The sequence below is a fragment of the Bacillus sp. FJAT-29814 genome, assembly GCF_001510715.1.
Classification (GTDB): Bacteria; Bacillota; Bacilli; order Bacillales; family Cytobacillaceae; genus Neobacillus.
Window position 1 is genome coordinate 797,129 of the sequence record NZ_LMTJ01000005.1, and the last position, 20,830, is coordinate 817,958.

General features: G+C 41.3%; 20 protein-coding genes. 15 read left to right on the forward strand and 5 right to left on the reverse strand.

The genetic code is table 11. From position 1 onward, the window contains the following. Window positions 1-197: 197 nt before the first annotated feature. From AR334_RS16410 to AR334_RS16450, 10 genes are all read left to right on the forward strand, one after another. A complete protein-coding gene (locus tag AR334_RS16410; RefSeq protein ID WP_066313569.1) occupies window positions 198-1,358 on the forward strand; it encodes a cation:proton antiporter in 1,161 nt (386 codons plus the stop codon). Window positions 1,359-1,569: 211 nt separating this feature from the next. Next, window positions 1,570-1,698, forward strand: coding sequence for a hypothetical protein (locus tag AR334_RS30665; protein ID WP_285858635.1), 129 nt, complete (start codon window positions 1,570-1,572; stop codon window positions 1,696-1,698). Between the two features lie 242 nt (window positions 1,699-1,940). Continuing rightward, window positions 1,941-2,939, forward strand: a complete 999-nt coding sequence (locus tag AR334_RS16415; protein ID WP_066313571.1) for an ABC transporter substrate-binding protein — start codon at window positions 1,941-1,943, stop codon at window positions 2,937-2,939. A gap of 124 nt (window positions 2,940-3,063) precedes the next feature. Beyond that, on the forward strand, window positions 3,064-4,095 hold the full coding sequence (locus tag AR334_RS16420) for an ABC transporter permease (protein ID WP_066313573.1): 1,032 nt from the start codon (window positions 3,064-3,066) through the stop codon (window positions 4,093-4,095). After that, entirely contained in the window at window positions 4,070-4,864 is a 795-nt protein-coding gene (locus tag AR334_RS16425; protein ID WP_066313575.1) for an ABC transporter ATP-binding protein, read from the forward strand. The genes AR334_RS16420 and AR334_RS16425 overlap by 26 nt, the downstream gene beginning before the upstream one ends. Before the next feature lie 225 nt (window positions 4,865-5,089). Further along, window positions 5,090-6,205: a 4-hydroxyphenylpyruvate dioxygenase gene (hppD, locus tag AR334_RS16430; protein ID WP_066313577.1), complete on the forward strand. Its 1,116-nt coding sequence runs from the start codon at window positions 5,090-5,092 to the stop codon at window positions 6,203-6,205. A gap of 77 nt (window positions 6,206-6,282) precedes the next feature. Then, on the forward strand, window positions 6,283-6,906 hold the full coding sequence (locus tag AR334_RS16435; protein WP_066313580.1) for a flavin reductase family protein: 624 nt from the start codon (window positions 6,283-6,285) through the stop codon (window positions 6,904-6,906). Between the two features lie 39 nt (window positions 6,907-6,945). Then, window positions 6,946-8,097, forward strand: a complete 1,152-nt coding sequence (locus tag AR334_RS16440) for a homogentisate 1,2-dioxygenase (protein WP_066313583.1) — start codon at window positions 6,946-6,948, stop codon at window positions 8,095-8,097. A gap of 125 nt (window positions 8,098-8,222) precedes the next feature. Next, entirely contained in the window at window positions 8,223-8,837 is a 615-nt protein-coding gene (locus AR334_RS16445; protein WP_066313586.1) for a CoA pyrophosphatase, read from the forward strand. A 157-nt stretch (window positions 8,838-8,994) separates the two neighbouring features. After that, window positions 8,995-10,359 (forward strand): aspartate kinase, encoded by a 1,365-nt coding sequence (locus AR334_RS16450; RefSeq protein WP_066313594.1) that lies wholly within the window; start codon window positions 8,995-8,997, stop codon window positions 10,357-10,359. Window positions 10,360-10,400: 41 nt separating this feature from the next. Here AR334_RS16450 and AR334_RS16455 read toward each other — a convergent pair whose 3' ends face one another. Next, window positions 10,401-10,976: a hypothetical protein gene (locus AR334_RS16455; protein WP_066313595.1), complete on the reverse strand. Its 576-nt coding sequence runs from the start codon at window positions 10,974-10,976 to the stop codon at window positions 10,401-10,403. 15 nt (window positions 10,977-10,991) lie between these two features. Continuing rightward, on the reverse strand, window positions 10,992-11,558 hold the full coding sequence (locus tag AR334_RS16460; RefSeq protein ID WP_066313596.1) for a membrane-spanning protein: 567 nt from the start codon (window positions 11,556-11,558) through the stop codon (window positions 10,992-10,994). Window positions 11,559-11,702: 144 nt separating this feature from the next. Here AR334_RS16460 and AR334_RS16465 point away from each other — a divergent pair, with 144 nt between their 5' ends. Continuing rightward, complete coding sequence (locus AR334_RS16465) at window positions 11,703-12,320, forward strand: TrkA C-terminal domain-containing protein (protein WP_066313597.1); 618 nt, start codon at window positions 11,703-11,705, stop codon at window positions 12,318-12,320. 49 nt (window positions 12,321-12,369) lie between these two features. Here AR334_RS16465 and AR334_RS16470 read toward each other — a convergent pair whose 3' ends face one another. Together AR334_RS16470 and AR334_RS16475 are read right to left on the reverse strand one after the other, a co-directional pair. Then, window positions 12,370-13,926: a glycine betaine ABC transporter substrate-binding protein gene (locus tag AR334_RS16470; RefSeq protein ID WP_066313602.1), complete on the reverse strand. Its 1,557-nt coding sequence runs from the start codon at window positions 13,924-13,926 to the stop codon at window positions 12,370-12,372. Beyond that, window positions 13,926-15,050: an ABC transporter ATP-binding protein gene (locus tag AR334_RS16475; RefSeq protein ID WP_066313605.1), complete on the reverse strand. Its 1,125-nt coding sequence runs from the start codon at window positions 15,048-15,050 to the stop codon at window positions 13,926-13,928. The genes AR334_RS16470 and AR334_RS16475 overlap by 1 nt, the downstream gene beginning before the upstream one ends. Before the next feature lie 212 nt (window positions 15,051-15,262). On the opposite strand from AR334_RS16475, the gene AR334_RS16480 reads away from it, so the two are divergent. The 4 genes from AR334_RS16480 to AR334_RS16495 all read left to right on the forward strand — a co-directional run bounded on the left by AR334_RS16480 (window position 15,263) and on the right by AR334_RS16495 (window position 20,198). Next, window positions 15,263-15,973, forward strand: coding sequence for a M50 family metallopeptidase (locus AR334_RS16480; protein ID WP_066313608.1), 711 nt, complete (start codon window positions 15,263-15,265; stop codon window positions 15,971-15,973). A gap of 73 nt (window positions 15,974-16,046) precedes the next feature. Beyond that, window positions 16,047-17,294 (forward strand): DHH family phosphoesterase, encoded by a 1,248-nt coding sequence (locus tag AR334_RS16485; RefSeq protein WP_066313610.1) that lies wholly within the window; start codon window positions 16,047-16,049, stop codon window positions 17,292-17,294. Window positions 17,295-17,505: 211 nt separating this feature from the next. Then, entirely contained in the window at window positions 17,506-18,516 is a 1,011-nt protein-coding gene (locus AR334_RS16490; RefSeq protein ID WP_066313614.1) for an acyltransferase family protein, read from the forward strand. A 1,214-nt stretch (window positions 18,517-19,730) separates the two neighbouring features. Then, a complete protein-coding gene (locus AR334_RS16495) occupies window positions 19,731-20,198 on the forward strand; it encodes a GreA/GreB family elongation factor (RefSeq protein ID WP_066313617.1) in 468 nt (155 codons plus the stop codon). 59 nt (window positions 20,199-20,257) lie between these two features. On the opposite strand, the gene AR334_RS16500 is transcribed toward AR334_RS16495, so the two are convergent. Continuing rightward, a complete protein-coding gene (locus tag AR334_RS16500) occupies window positions 20,258-20,776 on the reverse strand; it encodes a MerR family transcriptional regulator (protein ID WP_066313622.1) in 519 nt (172 codons plus the stop codon). Window positions 20,777-20,830 lie beyond the last annotated feature (54 nt).

A 20,830-nucleotide genomic window follows, 5' to 3' on the forward strand; every position in this document is an offset into this window, starting at 1 on the left:
GATCGAAGCGGAAGATTTAACCATTGAGAGACAGTGTTAAGTATGTTATTATGATAATAACTTAATAGAAACGGTTATGGAGGAGTCTGTCACCAAGGGAGTCGTATGCCCTTTGTGACAGATTTTTTTGTTTCCGGGTTAAAAGTCTGTCTTTTAAAAAAGCAGGCTTTTTTATTTTCAGAAAGAAAGGTGATTGGATGGAATTGTTATTTCAACTGGCGGTTATTTTAATTGCTTCAAAGGTAGCTGGGGATATCAGTGTCAGACTGGGTCAGCCTTCGGTACTGGGGAAGCTCTTGGTTGGGATTTTACTCGGTCCTGCTGTTTTGGGATTGGTTCATGAAACAACAACTTTAGAGCAGTTAAGCCAAATTGGGGTCATTTTGTTAATGTTTATTGCCGGAATGGAGACAGATCTTGATGAATTCCGACGGTCTGGAAAAGCGGCCACCTTTGTTGGTCTTAACGGAATTATCGTTCCGTTATTAGTTGGTTATCTTGCTGGAATTGTCATGAACATGAGTACGTTTGAAGCTGTGTTTTTAGGGTTGCTCCTCTCAGCTACTAGTGTCAGCATCTCGGTTCAAGCCTTAAAAGAATTAAACAAAATGCAATCAAAAGAGGGTGCCACCATTCTTGGGGCCGCTGTTATTGATGATGTGGTCGTCATCATAGCACTTGCATTTTTAATGAGCATGGCTGGCGACGACGTCAATTTAACCATGGTTATTGTTAAAAAGGTGCTATTCTTTGCCGGAGCGATTTTAGCCGCTTGGAAGCTCGTTCCCTGGGTGTTAAAAAAGTTTGCTCCGTTAAAGGTGACGGAAACAGTTATTACTGCCGCCTTAATCATTTGTTTCCTTTATGCGTATTTGGCGGAGGTGACAGGTGTTGCCGCAATCATTGGTGCATATATTGCTGGTGTCGCGATTAGTATGACTGATTTTAAAAGAGAGGTTCTTGAAAAAGTGGAAACCATCGGTTATTCGATATTTGTCCCTGTTTTCTTTACCTCAATCGGTGTAAAAGCAAGCTTTGAGGGCATTACGCAAAATTTAGGCCTTATCGTCATTCTAAGTGTTATCGCCATTTTGACAAAACTTATTGGTGCTGCCCTGGGTGCTAAAATGGCACGATTCTCGTGGAATAGCTCTTTGGGGATTGGGGCTGCTATGGTTTCACGAGGAGAGGTTGCGTTAATTTTGGCGACGATCGGGCTCGATTCAAAATTAATCAGCCAGGAGCTGTTTTCAATATTGGTTATTGTAGTTCTAGTGACGACGATCGTCACCCCGCCGATGATGAAATTTTTCTTTCAGCGAGGCGATAAACAAGAAAAAATTGAAAGTATTGCCTAGTCCAAAAAAATCCAGCCGTAGAAGGGCTGGATTTTTTAGCTAATTTGTGCCGAATTAGTGAACAATTTCATAGTTTCGAATAATACTTTGAAAAGTGTTGAAAAATGATTTTGGATTTTTTACTTAAAAATAATAAAAGACCCCCTAATTAGGCATGGTCTGTTCGAAACATTTAGTAAATGACAAACTTAACTCGGGAGGTTAGATGGAAATGGGTATGATAACGATTGATATTGATAAATTACTAGAAGCTACTGCAGATCTAACATCTGAGAAGGGCAATAATAAAGTCAACCTAGTTGAAATTGATAGTTTGCTCGATAGCACGAAACACTGGTAAGACCTTCAACTTTGTTTCCTCCGATTAACTATATATATTTTCCTTCATGCCTTCTGAAAAAGAAGGCATTTTTTTTTGTTTATTTCATATGCAAGTGTTAATCGATTATGTATGCCGCTTTAAAGCAGAAAAATATTTTTATGATTTCTATTGCTTTTGGACTAAAAAAATACTAGAATAATTTTTAATATATTTAATTTTTAGAAAAATGAACTCAAAACCATTAAGGGGGAAATTTTACCATGAGGAGAAAATTAAAAGGCCTTTCCATTGCTTTAGCAGGAATGCTGCTTCTTGCCGGATGCGGAAGCAAGGAGTCTTCTGGCGGTACAAAAAATGGAGGTGCAGATAAGAAGTTTACAGTAGGGATCAGCCAATTTGCGCCGCATCCTTCATTGGATGCCGCTACCGAAGGCTTTAAGAAGGCACTTGAGGATAAGGGCCTAGAGGTGAAATTCGATGAACAAAATGCCCAAGCCGATATGAATAATACGCAAACCATTGCCAAGAATTTTGTCGGAGATAAGGTTGACTTGATTTTTGCTAACGCTACTCCAAGTGCGACCGCAGCTTTAAATGCGACTAAGGATATACCGATTATCTTTACCTCGGTAACCGACCCAGTTGGCGCAGGTTTAGTAGAAGCGTTTGATAAGCCAGGCAAAAATGTTACCGGAACGACCGATAACCATCCTGATGCAACCAAGAAGACCATTAATTTTATTACCGAAGAAGTGAAGGCCAAGAATATTGGTGTCATTTATAACTCCGGAGAGCAAAACTCAGAGGTTCAGGTAAAAGAAGTGGAAAAGTTGGCCGAAGGAAAAGGGGCAAAACTAGTTAAAGTATCGGTTGCCAATACATCTGAAGTAAAGCAAGCTGCAGAGTCGCTAGTAGGCCGGGTAGATGCCATTTACATCCCAACAGATAATACGGTTGTTACTGCGCTTGATTCCGTTATTTCTGTAGCCAATAGCAAAAAAATTCCGTTATTTGTCGGTGAACTTGATTCAATGAAAAAAGGTGCCGTTGCGGCCAGCGGATTCAATTATTATGATATTGGATATCAAGCAGGTTTAATGGCAGTTGACATTTTAACAGGCAAGAAAAAACCATCAGAAATCAATGTTGAATTGCCAAGCAGCTTAAAGCTGGTAATTAATAAGGCTGCAGCTGAAGCTCAGGGGTTAACCGTTAAGGAAGAATGGAGTAAACTTGGCGAATTTTACGATGGAAAATAATTAAAAAAATAGCAGGAGCCATTCCTTTTAAGGATTGGCTCCTGCCAAGAATACATAAGTATAAATAACAATAACTTATTAGAATCAAAAGAATCTTATGTCTTTAGAAGAAAGGATGAACACTATGTTTACAGCCATATTTGGATCATTCGAGGCAGGTATCATCTATGCGATTATGGCACTGGGCGTCTATCTATCCTTTCGTATTCTTGATTTTCCAGATTTAACGGTAGATGGCAGCTTTGTAACTGGTGGGGCAATTGCCGCCATCATGATTACGAACGGGGCTAATCCATTCCTGGCAACAGTGATGGCACTCCTGGCGGGTTTTATAGCAGGATGTATGACGGGCATCCTTCATACGTTTGGGAAAATTAATAACTTGCTCTCTGGTATTCTCATGATGATTGCCCTTTATTCTATTAATCTTAGAATCATGGGGCGCTCCAATATTCCGTTATTAAACACCGAAACATCATTTACGAAAATTGGCAATTTGTTTGAAAGCAGCGGTATTGATTCATTTTTCAACAATCTATTGGTTATGGTCGGTTTGGGTGACAGTTTGCCGGAAACATGGGGTATTTTGTTTTTCATGTTGATTGTGACGCTCTTGATTAAATTCCTGACCGATTGGTTTTTGCAGACAGAAATCGGGCTCGCCATAAGGGCAACAGGGGACAACAAGCGGATGATCCGCAGTTTTTCCGCCAATACCAACCTGTTGACAGTTATCGGCCTTGGTCTTTCCAATGCCTTGGTGGCATTTTCAGGCGCATTGATTGCCCAGCAAGGCGGTTTTGCCGATGTTGGAATGGGAATCGGGATGATTATTATTGGTTTGGCCTCGGTTATTATTGGTGAAGCGTTGTTTGGAACAAAAACAATTGCAAGAACAACACTTGCGGTCATTGGTGGGGCAATCATTTACCGGATTGTCGTTTCATTGGCCCTCAGATTTGATTTCCTAGAGCCAGGAGATATGAAGTTGATTACAGCGATTATTGTAATCCTTGCATTGACCACGCCGAAAATGATTGAACGATCGAAAGAGAAAAAGCGAAAAGCTCGCAGAAAAGCGGAACAACTTCATTTCCTGCAGGCTTCTGTGGAGCGGAAGGGTGAAAATCATGCTGCAGTTAAATCAGATTCATAAGATATTTAATGAAGGGTCACCAGATGAAAAGATTGCAATCGACCAGATTAATCTGACCCTTAAAGAGGGGGATTTCGTTACTGTGATCGGCAGTAACGGGGCCGGAAAATCAACATTAATGAATATTATTTCCGGAGGCCTGTTCCCTGATATCGGCGAAGTCTTTATCGACGGCAAAAATGTCACCACCATGTCCGAATATAATCGTTCAAAAATGATTGGCCGCGTCTTTCAAGATCCGATGGCGGGCACCGCTCCGAGTATGACGATTGAAGAAAATTTGGCGATGGCCTATTCACGAAACAAAACAAGATCATTACGCAGGGGCGTAACGAAAAAGCGGCGTGATTATTTCCGCGAGGTCCTCGAATCGCTACATTTGGGTCTGGAAAACCGGCTTAATGCAAAGGTAGGGCTGTTGTCAGGAGGAGAACGCCAAGCCCTGTCACTGCTTATGGCAACCTTTACTGAGCCATCAATTTTGCTTCTTGATGAGCATACAGCCGCTCTAGACCCTTCCCGAGCGGAACTGATCACCAAACTGACAAAGGAAATCGTCGAAAAATATAAGCTGACAACCCTGATGGTCACCCATAACATGCAGCAGGCAATTGATCTGGGCAACCGTTTGATCATGATGGATAAAGGACAAATCATCCTTGAAGTGAATGAAGAGCAAAAGCAGGGGCTTACAATTGAAGGACTGCTGGATGAGTTTAAACGGATTCGCGGCGTGCAAATGGTAAGTGACCGTGCGGTTCTCTCTTGATGAAAAATATTTTATTTTGAAAAATGAAAGCACAATTTTAGCGGTATATATTTTAAATGCATTAATGGTAGAAACATGCCAATCTTGGGCATGTTTCTTTTTATTGTAAAAAAACAAGTGTTTAATACCCAAAAGCGTTATTGCTTTACCCCCTGCTCTTGAGACAAACGGAGTTGATTACTTACAATAAATTCAGAAAATGATTAATTAATAGGGGGTTATGGAATGAGAGAAAAAAGAGTATTGGCGGAACAGCTTAAGGAAGACTTTTTCCCGGTACGGGATGTTGACTATATTGAAATCTACAGCGGCAACGCCAAGCAAGCCTGCCACTATTTCTGCACAGCCTTCGGGTTTCAGCCAGTCGCCTATTCCGGCCTTGAAACGGGCAATCGTGAAACCGTTTCCTATGTATTGCAACAAAGAAATATCCGTCTTGTTCTGACTGGTTCCTATACAGAAAGCAGCACTGTTGCCCAATTTGTAAAAAAACATGGCGATGGTGTCAAAGACGTGGCCCTCTTGGTCGATGATGTTGATAAGGCGTTTGAGGAAGCGGTTAAACGGGGGGCGATTGCCCATGTTGCCCCATTTTTGCTGGAGGATAATGATGGTACAGTAAAAAAAGCCGTGCTCGGCACATACGGCGATACAATCCATACGTTAATTGAACGCAAGAGCTATCAAGGGGCTTTTTTACCAGGCTACAAACCATACACTAACGCACTTCCGGTGGAGGATGCAGGTTTAATCGGCTTTGACCATGTGGTCGGCAACGTGGAAAGCATGGAGGAGTGGGTTGAGTATTATTCCAAGGTGATGGGCTTTAAGGAATTGAAGCATTTCACCGACAAGGATATTACCACTGAATATTCTGCGCTGATGTCAAAGGTGATGCATAACGGAGGCAGAATAAAGTTTCCAATCAATGAACCGGCAGAAGGAAAGCGCAAGTCGCAAATTCAGGAATATCTCGAATTCTATAACGGACCGGGGGTTCAGCATTTAGCCATTTTAACGGAGGATATTGTTTCAACGGTAGCGACATTAAAGAAAACTGGCGTCGAGTTCCTCTCCACTCCTAGTGCTTATTATGATTCGTTGGCCGAGCGGATTGGAAAAATTGATGAAGAAATCGAAAAGCTTCGCGAGTTAAATATTTTGGTAGACCGTGATGATGAGGGCTATCTCCTGCAAATCTTCACCAAGCCAATTGTGGACCGTCCTACGCTGTTTATTGAAATCATTCAGCGGAAAGGCGCGCGCGGCTTTGGTGAAGGGAACTTTAAGGCTTTGTTCGAATCCATCGAACGGGAACAGGCTAAGAGGGGCAACCTTTAATAAATGGCGGATAAAAAAGGGGGAAATGATTCTCCCTTTTTTACAATAGACTAATAGAAAAAAGGAGTGGTGATCTCATGGAGATTTCTCCGGAAAGGCTTGACTGGCGCGATGCTTACAAATTATTGACGGGTTCAATCCTGCCCCGCCCGATTGCATTTGTGACAACAGTCGACAGCAAGGGAATAGCCAATGCCGCTCCGTTTAGCTTTTTTACCGCAATTTGCGCTGACCCGCTGCTGATTTGTTTTTCACCAATGAGGCGAGGCAGTGACGGTGCCAAAAAAGATACGTTAAATAATATTGAGAATACCGGCCAATTTATCATCAACATTGTTAACGAAGATATTGCAAAGCAAATGAATGATTGTGCCATTGAATTTGCTCCTGATATAGACGAACTCGAACAGGTTGGCTTAACAAAGGTCCAAGGATGCAAGGTCAGTATACCGCGAATTAAAGAGTCGCTTGTTCATTTGGAATGCGAGCTCTACCAGGTTCTTCATTTTGGCGACCATCCGGGAGCAGGGAGCCTGGTGATCGGGAAAGTCATTCATGTTCATATTCATGATCCATTATTTGACCGTGGAAGAATTGATACGGAGAAATTGAGGCCAATTGGCAGAATGGCGGGAAACAGCTTTACTGGTCCATTGGGCAAGGCCTTTGAGATGATAAGGAAACAGAAGCCGAATGATTAAAATTGTTTTTGCATTTTTTATGGGAAGAGGGTGAGACCGTTGTATTACCGCCAACTAGGAAAGATCCCACATAAACGCCATACAATGTTTAAAAAGGAGGACGGGAGCCTCTTTCGTGAGCAAGTAATGGGAACACGGGGGTTTTCTGGAACGCAGTCGATTCTTTACCATCACCACATGCCAACAGAGGTGGTGAAGGCGGAATTCGCCGGCAGTTATTTGCCTGAATATGAAGAGCAGCAAACATTAAAACACCGTCATTTTTTTACAAACAAGGTGATGAGGACGGGAAATGCCCTTACTGCCCGGGAGTATCTATTGGGAAATCATGATTTGCTAATTGGGACGGCAAATGTGACGGAGGCAATGAATAGTTACTATCGGAATGGAGACGGTGACGAGCTGCTGTTTATTCATCATGGTTCGGGAAAACTGGAAACAATGTTTGGGCCGATTAGCTATCGGCCGGGAGATTACCTGGTCATTCCGATTGGGACGATTTATCGGGTGGTTCCAACCCCGGGGATCCCGACGAAGCTGCTGTTTGTGGAAGCATTTAGCCAAATCACGACACCAAAAAGATATAGGAACGAATATGGCCAGCTCCTCGAGCACAGCCCGTTTTGTGAGCGGGATATTCGTGGACCAGAGGATTTGCTCACCTATGAGGAAAAAGGGGAGTTTGAGGTAGTAACGAGGTCCAGGGGGGCGATTCATTCCCATATTCTTGGTCACCATCCTTTTGATGTCGTGGGCTGGGACGGATACCTGTATCCCTGGGCCTTTAACATTGAGGATTTCGAACCGATTACGGGAAGAATTCATCAGCCGCCGCCTGTGCACCAGACCTTTGAAGGAAACAATTTTGTTGTTTGCTCTTTCGTCCCAAGACTCTATGATTACCATCCGGAGTCCATTCCCGCTCCGTATTATCACAGCAACGTTAACAGTGATGAGCTTCTATATTATGTAAAAGGGAATTTTATGAGCCGAAAAGGCATTCAGGAGGGCTCTATTACGCTTCACCCAAGCGGAATTCCCCACGGGCCTCACCCAGGAAAAATCGAAGCGAGCATCGGCAAGAAGGAAACGTTGGAATTGGCTGTCATGATTGATACTTTCCACCCGCTTAAGGTGGTAAAGCAGGCAAATGAGCTCGAAGCGACTGATTACATGTTTTCATGGATCTGAAAAAACTGAATAGGATGAGCCGGCAATCCAGCTTACTAGGTTGGATTGCTTTATTTTTTTTGGGAATCTATATTTAAAAGTGATATCCTATTATTAAACTTGTTTAAAGCAAAAGAGGTGAAATGATGGAACTTGAAACGATTTTGTCCAAATTAAATAACCACATTCCTTCCATACTTGGCAGCAAGAAATTTTCAAAATATGCTGTGATGGTACCACTTATTCTCAAAGAAGATGGAATTCATGTATTGTTTGAAGTTCGTTCAATGGAATTAAGAAGACAGCCGGGTGAAATCTGTTTTCCGGGCGGAAAAATTGATAGCGGAGATGACAATGCCGAAGCGGCCGCTATTAGAGAGACAACGGAAGAATTGGGAATAACCAAGGATTGCATTTCTCAAGTTTTTCCACTGGATTTTATGGTTTCGCCTTTTGGGATGATGGTCTATCCTTTTGCAGGATTTATCAAAGCTCCTGAAAAAATAACGCCTAATCCTGACGAGGTTGGGGAAATCTTTACCGTGCCTTTAGATTTTTTTGTTCAACATGAACCGGAGATTTACCATATAGAATTTAAAGTTGAACCTGAGAAGAACTTCCCCTTTGACTTAATTGTTGGCGGTGAGAATTATAACTGGAGGACAAGGGGAATGGAGGAGTATTTTTATCAGTATGAAGGTAAGACCATTTGGGGCTTGACAGCCAGAATATTGGCCCATTTTATTGAGATCATTCGATAACCGCAGTTTCAATAGTTGCTAAAGAAGTCCTTGATAAAAACGAAAACTGTCCTTCTGGAATGAACATTTGTCCACTACTGGAGGAAAAAACTCTTGATTAATTTCTAAATTATAATAAAATTAAGATTATATTTGCAGACAATAGGGAGATGTAAAAATGAAGGTGGTAAAGTTTGGGGGCTCCTCTTTAGCGTCAGGGGAACAACTTAAGAAGGTATTCCAGATTGTGATGTCAGACCCCGAGCGGAAGGTGGTTGTTGTTTCTGCCCCGGGGAAGCGGTATCCGGATGATACAAAAATTACTGATTTGCTGATACAGTGTGCAGAGAAAAGATTGCGCAATGAAGATCCGAAGCAGCAGCTTGACGCCGTGATCGGACGCTATCAGCAAATTGCCGAGGAATTGTTTCTTCCAACAGAACTGGTCAATGAGATTTATGAAGATTTATCTGAAAGACTTAATCGGGATACTAGTTTCCCTGACCGCTTCATTGACTGTCTCAAAGCAAGCGGGGAAGATAATAATGCAAAGTTAGTGGCAACATATTTTCAACAACAGGGGATCGAAGCGTATTATATTGACCCAAAGCAGGCAGGGCTATTGGTCAGTGATGAACCGGGAAATGCACAGGCTCTCCCCGAAGCATATGAACGTCTCCATGCTCTCAGCACCCATCCGGGCATTTTAATTTTTCCGGGATTTTTCGGCTATAGCAAACAAGGCGAGGTATATACGTTTTCACGAAGCGGTTCAGATATTACTGGCTCTATCCTAGCCAATGCCCTTAAGGCCGATTTATACGAGAATTTTACTGATGTGGATGCTGTCTATTCGGTTAATCCATTTATTGTCGAACGGCCGAAAGAAATCAAGGAATTGACCTTTCGTGAAATGCGCGAGCTTTCTTATGCCGGTTTCAGTGTGTTGCATGATGAGGCGCTAGTGCCGGCATTTCGGGCGGGCATTCCGGTCAATGTAAAGAATACGAATAATCCAAGCGCGCCTGGAACGAGAATAGTCGCCGAGCGGGATAATACAAATGGACCTGTCATTGGGATCGCCAGTGACAAGGGCTTTTGCAGTATCTATGTAAGCAAATACTTAATGAACAGAGAGGTTGGATTTGGCCGAAAACTTTTAGGGATATTCGAGGATTTCGGGCTTTCCTACGAGCATACTCCGTCTGGAATTGATGACGTGTCTGTCATTCTAAAGGAACATCAGTTTGATGATAAAATGGAACAGGCAATCATGAAGCGGATTAAGGAGGAGCTGCATGCCGATGAGGTCAAATTTGAACATCACCTTGCTCTCATTATGGTGGTAGGCGAGGGAATGCGCCATAACATCGGGACAATGGCCCGAGCCTCCAAAGCACTGGCAAAGGCTAATGTAAATATCGAAATGATCAACCAGGGCTCTTCCGAGGTCAGCATGATGTTCGGAGTCAAAGAGGTTGATGAGAAAAGAGCAGTGCAGGCGTTATATGAGGAATTTTTTGCCCCGGTAACAGTTTATTAAATGGAGAAAGCAGTCGATTTAGGACTGCTTTTTTCGTGATATTATGTTTTCCGCTTTCTGCCCTTTATTTTTATTGCGCTCCAAATGGCGATCGCCAGTCCTCCTGCGGTATTGGAGATTAGGTCGATCATCGTATCTTTATTGCCGCCTCCCTGCAGGGTCATGTTGAAAAATTGGTCGGCACTGAATTCATAAATTTCCCATAAAACGCCGCCCAATGCTGCAAATGACAAGGTAAACCAAAATACAAACCATGGGGATATTTCATGACCGGCATTTCTGTGAATAAGTCTTTCGTATAAGGCAATGCCGGCAAAGGCTAGAATACCGCCGCTGATGAAATGCAGAAAGGTATCCCACCAGCCCAAGCCATACCAGCCCCGAATGGAGCCAAGATACTGTGAGCCCACCAAAAAAATTAAATAGGAAAAGACGATAGGCAGATTAAATTGCAGTCTGGTAAATAACGCCAGCAGAAGGGGAATAGCTCCGCAAACAATGCCGCCAATCGCCACCGTTGATTTAAAGGATTCATCCATATTCCTGTAGTAAAACGCAAGAATCGCCATGAATATTACATACACTGCACTTAATAGGATGACGAGTTTTCGATTCATTATTAATCGCCCCGCTTATACTTTCTGTTTCCTAACTCCGGCATAAATAGCCACCAAAATGCCACCGGCAAACCCGCATAAAAGGTCATACATCGTATCCTTGTTCCCGCCTCGCTGCATCGTATGGGTAAGGGTCTGATCGCCAACAAATTCGTAAATCTCCCAAAGCACACCCGCCAAAACCGCCAGTGAGAGAACGAACAAAACAAGAATCCAGGCAGATACGTCCTTCCGTACCGGTTGCGGAATGAGTCGTTTATACAAAGCAATCCCAATGATGCCCACATACAACCCCTTATAAAGGTGCAATGTCGAATCCCACCATCGATGATGGAGATAAAAGCTTGAAATCGAACCTAAAAATAGCGAACAAAATAAAAAGAGAAAATACCCTGCTATCATTGGAATATTAAAGGGGTTGTTTCGCAATTTTAACAAAGCTAGCGGCAAGGCAGAGGCAAAAATTCCGCCAAGGGCAACTTGCCACCTCGTAGAATCATCCTTTATGAGGTAGTAAACGAATAATCCCGCCATAAAGACAATAAATACCAGACTAAATATAATAATGACTTTCCGCTTCATTGGTGCACCTCATTATTTATAAAAATGCTTTTAAAATTATGTTGAAATCGTCAGAAGCTCGCAAATATTGGTATAAAAGGGTATAGTGTTATTGTATCCAAAATAAAAAGAGATATTTGAGAATGTAATTTGGCGGTGGTTCTGATGCAAAGGGCACAAATTCCAGTCTATGAACGAATAGCGATTGATTTGGCGAACCGAATCTATGATGAAGAATTCAAAGTCGGGGAGAAAATTCACGGACGTTCAACACTCGCAAGTGAATATAAGGTGTCTCCGGAAACAGTCAGGCGGGCGATAAAAATCCTCGAAGATGTAGAAATTGTTCATTCTACTAAGGGCAGCGGCATTGTTATTTCCTCACGGGAAAAGGCGTTTAAATATATTTCCAGGTTTTCCAATTTGGCAAGTATTAAAGATCTTGAAAAGCAAATGGATTCCTTGATAGCTGAAAGAAATAAACTAGAAGAACAATTGCTCGAAACAATGCGAAAAATACTGGATTATTCCGGGAAGCTTCGCCACACCAATCCGTTGGCACCGATTGAAGCGACGATTTTCACCGGATGCAGTCACATCGGCAAAACCATTTCAGAGGTAAAGTTTTGGCAAAATACTGGAGGGACAGTAATCGGTATTAAAAGGAAGGGCGAATTAATCATTTCCCCAGGCCCTTATGCTTCGATTATGGAAGGGGATGTCCTTTTGGTCATTGGCGATGAAAAAACATATGACCGTGTGATTCATTTCTTGGAAGAATGAAATAAAACAAGCCAGCTCCGTTATTACAGAGCTGGCTTGTTTTCTGTTTTTAATCAATGAGTCCTTCTTTTTGTAAAAATTCTTTTGCCACTTTAGCAGGCGATTGTTTGAGGCTGTCCACCTTGTAGTTCAATTCACGCATTTTCTCATCCGTAATTTTTCCGGCAAGGCTATTAAGAACTCCTTCGAGTTCCGGATGTTCGTTAAGGGTTTCCTCTTTGATAATCGGTACAGCATAATATGGAGGGAAGAAGTTTTGATCATCCTCCAATACCTTTAATTGAAACTCTTCAATCAGTCCGTCGGTTGAGAAGGCATCAATCACATCGCTCTTATGATTGTCGAGCGCAGTATAACGCAATCCTCCATCTACCGGTTTTACATCTTTAAATTCCATGTTATAGGTTGTATTGAGACCAGCTAAACCGTCCTCACGGTTTGAAAATTCAATGGTTGGTCCCATTATCAGCTCGCTGCTGACATTGGCTAAATCCGAGATTGCCTCCAAGCCAAAAGTTTCGGCAGTATCTTGTCGTACGGCAATCGCGTATGTGTTGTTAAAGCCAAGCGGTTTTAACAATTCAATCCCATACTTTTGGTGAAATTCCTCTTTTACGTAGTCGTAAACCTGGTCAGGATTATTTTGCGGCGCCTGATTTAATAAATTTACAAGTCCAGTGCCGGTGTACTCTACATACATATCAATATCGCTGCTCTTGATTGCGCTAAATGCCACTTGGGTGCCACCGAGATTCAACTTTCTTTCTACTGTTAAATCCGTTTTATTTTCGATTAATTCGGCAAGAATGTTACCTAAAATTAATTGTTCGCTGAAATTTTTCGAGCCAATCGTAATTTTCTCATCAGCTTGAGCTTTTGAATAAATGGAAAAAGCACCCGCGATAACCAGTATAATGCTGGCAAATGATATGATTAATTTTTTTGTCGTTTTACCTGTCTTTGATGCGGAATGTTGTTTATTTGCATAAGAAAGCGAGTTCTCTAGTTTCCCGACAACAAAATCAATTAATAGGGCAAGAATACAAGCAGGGATCGCTCCTGCCAGAATCATCGCATTGTCAACCGTTTGAACCCCTGAAAATACTAGATAGCCAAGACCGCCGGCACCTACGAATGCAGCAATGGTCATTAAACCAACGGCTGTAACAGCCGAAATTCTGATCCCCGCCATAATCATCGGGAAGGCTAGCGGCAACTGTACCTTTCTCATTGTTTGACTCTTTGTCAGACCAATGCCTTTGGCGGCTTCCAGAATGTCCCGATCAATATTTGTTAATCCGATATACGTGTTTTTTACAATCGGCAGCAGTGAATAAAGGACAACCATGACAATTGCGGGTGTGCTGCCAATCCCGATAAACGGAATGAGAAAACCAAGTAATGCCAGACTAGGTATTGCCTGAATCACGTTGGTGGTTCCGATAATCGGCTTTGACAGTTTGGGTTCTCTTGAAATCCAGATTCCGAGGGGAACCCCAATTACTGTTGCAATAAGAACAGCCAAGACACTCAAGTACACGTGTTGTCCTAACAGTTCTAATATCTGGTTATAGTTATTGCTTGCATAATTCCATAAATCACCCATTAAAAGGCCACCTCCATATCAATTAGCTGACTGCTTAATGCAGATAAAATACTGCTTCTCGTAATTAATCCGGTCAACTGGCCTGATTGATTGGTTACAGGAACATAGCCGATGCGGTGTTCATTCATCGTGGACAGCACCGAAATCAAATTCGCCTCCTCTGAGACAGAAAGGACATTTTGCTCCATTACATCTTCAATTAACGAATTGCGTTTAAGCAATTGGATTCCTTTTAGGGTTACCAAGCCAATCAGCACATTACGCTTATCCGTCACCAGCAAGCTGTCAACCTTTTGCTCCTTCATAATCTCAATTGCCTGGAGAACGTTCCGCTTTGCGGCAATTTTTACCGGATTGGAAATCATAATATCTTCTGCCAGCAGAAGCTCAGGATTATTCCAAACCCGTCTTTTGCCAATAAAGTCTGACACATAATCGTTGGCCGGATTTTTCAGTATGTTTTCCGGGGTGTCATATTGGAGAATATCCCCATCTTTTAAAATACAAATCTTGTCTGCTATTTTAATAGCTTCGTCCATGTCATGGGTAACGAAAATAATTGTTTTATTTAATTCCTTTTGCATTTGGAATAATTCGTCCTGAAGAGATGATCGTGTTACAGGGTCTAATGCACTGAAGGGCTCATCCATTAGGATGATGTCGGAGTTTGTAGAGAAGGCTCTTGCCACACCAATCCTTTGCTGCTGACCGCCGCTCAGTTCCTTCGGATAGCGGTGGATAAATTCCTTTGGATCCAATCCGACTAATTCAAGCAATTCAACTGTCTTCCTGTCAATTGACTCTTGGTTTTCACCTTTCAATTTTGGGATTAACTCCAAATTTTCTTTAATCGTCATATGTGGGAATAGACCAGTATTTTGAATGACATAGCCGATGTTTCTGCGTAGTTCAATCGGATCCATCATTGAGATATCTGTACCATTAACAGATATCTGCCCCGATGTCGGCTGAACCAATTTATTGATCATTTTAAGCAATGTCGTTTTCCCGCAGCCGCTGGGCCCGATAAAAACAACCAGCTGACCAGCTTCGATATTCAATGAAAAAGAGTTAATGATCGTTTTTGTCCGGTATTTCTTTACAATATTCTTAAATTCTATCAATATTTTTCACCTCTTTTAGAAATGTAACAACTTAATAGTATTATATGAGTTGTTAGATAGCGACAACTTTATAGTAACATGTGAGTTGTTGGTTTGTCTATTTGCAAAATATTGAGTGAATAGATTACAAGTCAAAAAATTTCACGAAATAAAGTAGAAGTGCTAATATAAAGATAATTATGAATATTTTAAAAAGAGGCGAGGGATACACAATGATCCTGATTCGAGAAAAATTAAGTATTAAGTTTTTCTTGTTCCTTTTAGCCGCATTTTTGCTGATCCATATCCCTTTTCTAGGAAACTATATTCGCGTCATTAATACATTGATTCATGAGTCAGGTCATGCGTTCATTGGTTTGTTGGGCGGGGATGTGGAAATGATTACTTTATTAATGAATTCGGAAGGAGCGACATACAGCAGTTCCTCAACCTGGATCGGCAGTTTTTTTACAAGTCTTGCTGGCTATACCTTTGCTTCATTCGCAGCATTTCTCTCCTTCTTGATGATTAGGAGAAAAAAGCAGATTTTGCTAATTGATATTTTACTGGGGTTCATACTAATTAATTTAATCTTTTGGGTACGCAATCCTTATGGCATCTTTTGGCTTTGTTCGTTTGCGGTAGGGTTTCTGTTATTGTTAATTAAAGGAACGCAAAGCTTTAGGGATCATCTTTTATTGATGATAGCTTCGATCCTGTTAGTGGACTCTGTCCAGAGTGCATTTGAAATCTTTTATTTGAGTGTAACGCATCCTCAGTATGCAGGAGATGCGACTAATCTTGCCAGACTGACAGTGATCATCCCTGCACCCATATGGGGAAGCGTCTTCCTTCTCCAGGCACTTTGGTTTTGTTATTATGGGCTAAAGCGAGGATACTATAAGCTGGGATTTAATGATAAGACTGGCCCGTTATCGGGTTAGTCTTTTTTTGCATAAGAAATGGTCTGAAATGTAAACTATAGGTTATGGAAAAGAGTTGGGGTGGGTGCAGAAAATGGTTAAACTTTTTACAGATGTTGATTTGGATGGTCTTGGTTGTGGGGTTTTGGCAAAATTGGCTTATAAGGACGAAGCGAAGGTTTCATATTGTTCTTATCGCAATCTAAATCAACGTGTGGAAGCCTATATTACAAATTCGGCAAACGATAATAATGAAATATATATTACTGATCTGGCCGTCAATCAGGAGATCGAGAAAAAATTGGCGGAAAGGTATAAGAATGGCAAACACATCCGTGTAATTGACCATCACGTCACTGCGCTGCATTTTAATGACTATCCGTGGGGCAGTGTGATTCCCGAGTATGCAAATGGCAAAAAAACCTGTGCAACCTCGTTATTCTACGATTATTTAATCGAGGCCGGTAAGGTGAAATCCACCCGGGCGTTAAAGGAATTTGTTGATTTGATTCGCCAATATGACACGTGGGAATGGGATGAAAATAATAATACTGCCGCAAAACGGCTGAATGACCTATTTCATATCATGAACCGCGAACAATGTGAAGAGGAAATGATCAAAAGGTTAACAGAGAATACGGAGTCATTCTCTTTTTCAGAATCCGAAAACATGATCCTGGATATTGAGGAGCAAAAAATAAATCGCTATATTCACTCTAAAAAAAGACAGTTAATTCAAACGTTTGTGGGCGATTATTGTGTTGGAGTTGTTTTTGCTGAGCAGAACATGTCAGAGCTCGGAAATGCCTTAAATACCGAAAATCCACATCTGGATATGATTGCGTTAATTAACCTCGGTAGCAAAAAAATTGGGTTTCGAACCATTCATGACCATGTGAATGTGGCCGAGTTCGCAAGAGGGTATGGAGGCGGTGGCCACCCAAAGGCCTCGGGGGCTGACCTGACGAAAGAGGCATTCAAAACATTCATAGTAAATGTTTTTGCTCTCCTGCCGCTCAAACCAGATGCGGAGCGTAATGAATTCAATCTGAAGGAATCGGAATGGGGTTCGGGCTACGAAAATCATAAAGGAGAACTCACCTATATTTACCCTTCAGGCGATGGAGATTTTTATGTATTTCACAATGGCGAGAAATTACCGCCCCAGTTTTCAACATTTATGGAAGCTGAGAAATTTGTAAAGAGAAATTACTCCTCGTGGCTTCGATATGACCGGGAATTTCTTAAAGAAATGGCGGAATTGCTTCGGATCTCCGAAGAGGAGTTAAAGGAAAACTTTTCTGAAGTCATCACCAATCGGATAACAGATATTTTATACTGAACATAACAGTCTGGCTAAAGCCAGGCTTTATTTTTTTTGATATATAACGTGGGAAAATCATCGTAGGAATATTTTATCATTATTTTAATATTGTAACTTTTGTGCAAAGAAAAGTAATTTCTTCAACATACTCCTGTAATAATGCTGAGGTAAAATGATAAAAAAGGTATTTTAAACAAAGTATTTTGCATTTCTGATAAGAGGTGAAAATATGGCAGTCACATCAAAGCGAAGCAAGTATTTCGATAATGCCAAATTCGTTTTGATCATCCTTGTTGTTTTCGGCCATGTAATTAGTCCATTAAAGGAACATGATGGCGTACTTTATAATATTTACAGCATTATTTATCTTTTCCACATGCCGGCGTTTATTTTTATATCCGGTTATTTTTCGAAGGGCTATCAGAACAAAGGATATTATCGGAAATTAATCACAAAATTAATACTCCCTTATTTCATTTTCCAGTTGATTTATTCTGTATTTTATTATGCTACCGGCAAGGAAGCATCCTTTCAAGTTGATTTTCTTCAACCACACTGGTCTCTTTGGTTTCTATTAAGCATGTTTTTCTGGAATCTTTTGCTCATCCCATTTGCCAAACTGAAATGGCTGGGATTGCCGGTCGCAATCATGATTGGAATAGGAGCCGGCTATATTGACCAGCTTGGCAGTTTTTTAAGTTTATCGCGAACGGCTGTCTTTTTTCCTTACTTTTTTGCCGGGTATTTGATAAGTGGACCCCAATTAAAGGGGCTGTTAGGAGGGAAATATTCCCGGGCAGTCGGTATAACGATTTTGATTGGCGCAATATGTTTATTTGGGACCAGTATATCGCAAAATACAGTTCCTTGGCTCTTGGGTGACAGTTCGTACGCTGCCATGGGGAATGAAGGAGTGGAGGCTGGTTTTTATCGTGGTATGCTATATATCATTACTGCGATTGTGGTGTTTGGTTTCCTGACTTTAATCCCCTCAATTCAGTTCAGTTTTACAGAGATCGGTGAGAGGACACTGTATATCTATCTATTCCACGGTTTTATCATCAAACCGGTCCAATCCATTATTCCCAAAGAAAGCTTCACATCCGTAACAGGAAGCTATCTGCTTCTGTTTGGCTTTTCTTTTATCGTTTGTCTGCTATTAGGTAGCTATTTGGTAAAAAAATTCACCAGGCCGCTTGTCGAACCAAAGCTTTCACTCAACGGCAACAGCGGGAAATAAATAAACTTACGTAAAAGGCCATTCCTGATGAATGGCCTCGGACTGTCGACAAATCCGAAGGATTTCGGGTTTTAATCGATAGTCTTTTTTTGGTTTGGATACATTAACCCTGTCTGTTGATTTCCGTTCCAGGCGGCTTCGCTTTCCGCGGGCGGTTCGGTGAGCCTCCTCGGCGCTTTCAGCGTCTGCGGGGTCTCACCTGTACCGTACTCCCGCAGGAGTCTTCGCCGCCTTCCACTCCAATCAACAGGAGTTAATCAATCTAAGAATTGCAACATACCTTTTCCAGTCTGAATAAGTGTGTCGTAATATTTTTCACATTCTGGCAAGATGCGGTTAGAAGAACCTGCTTACTGACTTTGTTTATTCCCCGTAACCGGCAGCAGCAAAGCCAGAATCTTCTTTGGACTATACCTCCAAATAAATTACAATCAGAAAGTCCATTCCAAATAGGATTACTAAGATAGCCCCAATCTAGAGCAACAGTTTCAACGTTAAAATCAAACCGTTGGACCTAAGAATAAAGGAATCAGATGGACGCCATTATCATCGCTATAATAGGAAGTGCCTTTTCAAGAAGTCTACATAATTATCTTTTTAAAGAAAGAAAGGTAATCGTCCGGAACTAATTTATATTGAACACAAATTCATTTTTAGTTTGTCTAGATCTTTTGACTTAAACAATATTTCATCACTTGTTTTTATTAATTTTTAGTTGAGTTGCTCGTCCAATTAATAACACCTGTTGATTTGTGCGGAAGGCACGCAGACTCCTGCGGGAGTACGGGGCAGTGGGAGACCCCACAGGCGCTTGCGCCGAGGAGGCTCCCAGGCACGCCCGCGGAAAGCGAAGTGCCTGGAGCGCAAATCAACAGACATGTTGCATAGTCAATTTTTTAATCATATTAAAATAAATGAATGTAGTAAATTGATAAAGAAAAAATAAATAAAAGCTTATGTTTAGTGAGGAAAAGAACTATAACGACTAAAGGACTTTTTTGTTGGTATATGGTAATATTATACTAAGATCTTCCAATCGTCAGGGGCGGGGTTTCCTTGCGAGCATAGGTCCTTTTTACTGACTCCATTGCGGGCAGTGAAAAGGGCATTTCTATGTATGTGGAAGGTTCATTTTTTTATTTAGGAGGAATTTATGATGGAAAAGCAGATGAAGTTTTGCAAGAAGTTCGATCCAAGTATGGGGGCTATCTACTATGAGCCATAGTCAACCTGCCAACATGGAATTTTTCATTCAGCAGTTAGTGATGATTGATGAAAATATTAAAGAATTGACCAACCTCTATATTTCATCAACACCATTGCCTGAACGATTAAAGCATTTTTTTAGTTTATACGTATTAGAGGTTGAAGAGTTCCTGAAACAAAATCGTAAATCCAATATCATTGCCAGCATTCCAAAGGTTTTTATCGGGACGAAGGTAACCGTCATTTATGACGAAGATGATGAAACAGAGGACTATGTCATCTGTTTTCCTGAGGACTCAGACCCTGACCGAGGGTTTATTTCATTTCTATCACCTGTTGGTAGACAATTATTATTGAAAGAAATCGGTGAGCGAATACCGTTGAAAGTACCGACGGGAGAGCTTGCTGTTACAATTAAGGAAATTTCCTTTGTCGGACATTTGTTTGAGTTTCAAAGGGAAACAAAAGAAGCATAGTGTCTTTATTAAACTTTTAAGACCGAACGGCATTAATCACGTTCGGTCTTGCTATGCCATTAAAAACTAAAAAACGAGCTTACAATATTTTTCTTTTTTCTTTTTACCTTTCCATCTGCTAAAACAAAAGGTTTTTCTTCCGATGTGGTTTTCATTTTTGTTAATTCTGTTTGTAGTTTCTCAACCAGGTTCGATAAGTCTTTAATATTTTGCCGAAGCTCTTCAATTTCCCTTCTGTGCTGAAGCAATTGGTATGAAACGACAGAATCTGCCTTGGAATGGACACTAACTTCGATTTCTTTTAGCTTTTCCCGCAGCTCCGTCATTTCTATATTAGTATTAGACGGTTTTACAGCCCCTTTTCGAGCAGGCTTTATTTCCTTAATAGGGGCAATATCTTGGAGTAACACCCCGTTTTGCAGCTGTTCATGTATCTCTTTTAAAAGTTGAATATCTTCGTTTTTAAAGAAATAATGGCCGCGCTCATTGCGCTCCATCGGCAAATTTAGCTGCTTTACCCACCGTTGAATGGTGCTAACAGAAACACCCAATAATTTTGCTACTTCAGCTGAATTCATAAATAGCCCCTCCTAAATGAAAATAGCCGTGAACTCAAGTGGCATCAACAATAA

Coding starts and splice junctions, on each gene's coding strand:
- AR334_RS16470 (WP_066313602.1), bottom strand. CDS start 13,926: ATGGGTGATTTATGGAATTATGCAAGCAATAACTATAACCAGATATTA.
- AR334_RS16420 (WP_066313573.1), top strand. CDS start 3,064: ATGTTTACAGCCATATTTGGATCATTCGAGGCAGGTATCATCTATGCG.
- AR334_RS16450 (WP_066313594.1), top strand. CDS start 8,995: ATGAAGGTGGTAAAGTTTGGGGGCTCCTCTTTAGCGTCAGGGGAACAA.
- AR334_RS16480 (WP_066313608.1), top strand. CDS start 15,263: ATGATCCTGATTCGAGAAAAATTAAGTATTAAGTTTTTCTTGTTCCTT.
- AR334_RS16415 (WP_066313571.1), top strand. CDS start 1,941: ATGAGGAGAAAATTAAAAGGCCTTTCCATTGCTTTAGCAGGAATGCTG.
- AR334_RS16500 (WP_066313622.1), bottom strand. CDS start 20,776: ATGAATTCAGCTGAAGTAGCAAAATTATTGGGTGTTTCTGTTAGCACC.
- AR334_RS30665 (WP_285858635.1), top strand. CDS start 1,570: ATGGGTATGATAACGATTGATATTGATAAATTACTAGAAGCTACTGCA.
- AR334_RS16455 (WP_066313595.1), bottom strand. CDS start 10,976: ATGAATCGAAAACTCGTCATCCTATTAAGTGCAGTGTATGTAATATTC.
- AR334_RS16445 (WP_066313586.1), top strand. CDS start 8,223: ATGGAACTTGAAACGATTTTGTCCAAATTAAATAACCACATTCCTTCC.
- AR334_RS16495 (WP_066313617.1), top strand. CDS start 19,731: ATGAGCCATAGTCAACCTGCCAACATGGAATTTTTCATTCAGCAGTTA.
- AR334_RS16435 (WP_066313580.1), top strand. CDS start 6,283: ATGGAGATTTCTCCGGAAAGGCTTGACTGGCGCGATGCTTACAAATTA.
- AR334_RS16465 (WP_066313597.1), top strand. CDS start 11,703: ATGCAAAGGGCACAAATTCCAGTCTATGAACGAATAGCGATTGATTTG.
- AR334_RS16425 (WP_066313575.1), top strand. CDS start 4,070: ATGCTGCAGTTAAATCAGATTCATAAGATATTTAATGAAGGGTCACCA.
- AR334_RS16460 (WP_066313596.1), bottom strand. CDS start 11,558: ATGAAGCGGAAAGTCATTATTATATTTAGTCTGGTATTTATTGTCTTT.
- hppD (WP_066313577.1), top strand. CDS start 5,090: ATGAGAGAAAAAAGAGTATTGGCGGAACAGCTTAAGGAAGACTTTTTC.
- AR334_RS16490 (WP_066313614.1), top strand. CDS start 17,506: ATGGCAGTCACATCAAAGCGAAGCAAGTATTTCGATAATGCCAAATTC.
- AR334_RS16410 (WP_066313569.1), top strand. CDS start 198: ATGGAATTGTTATTTCAACTGGCGGTTATTTTAATTGCTTCAAAGGTA.
- AR334_RS16485 (WP_066313610.1), top strand. CDS start 16,047: ATGGTTAAACTTTTTACAGATGTTGATTTGGATGGTCTTGGTTGTGGG.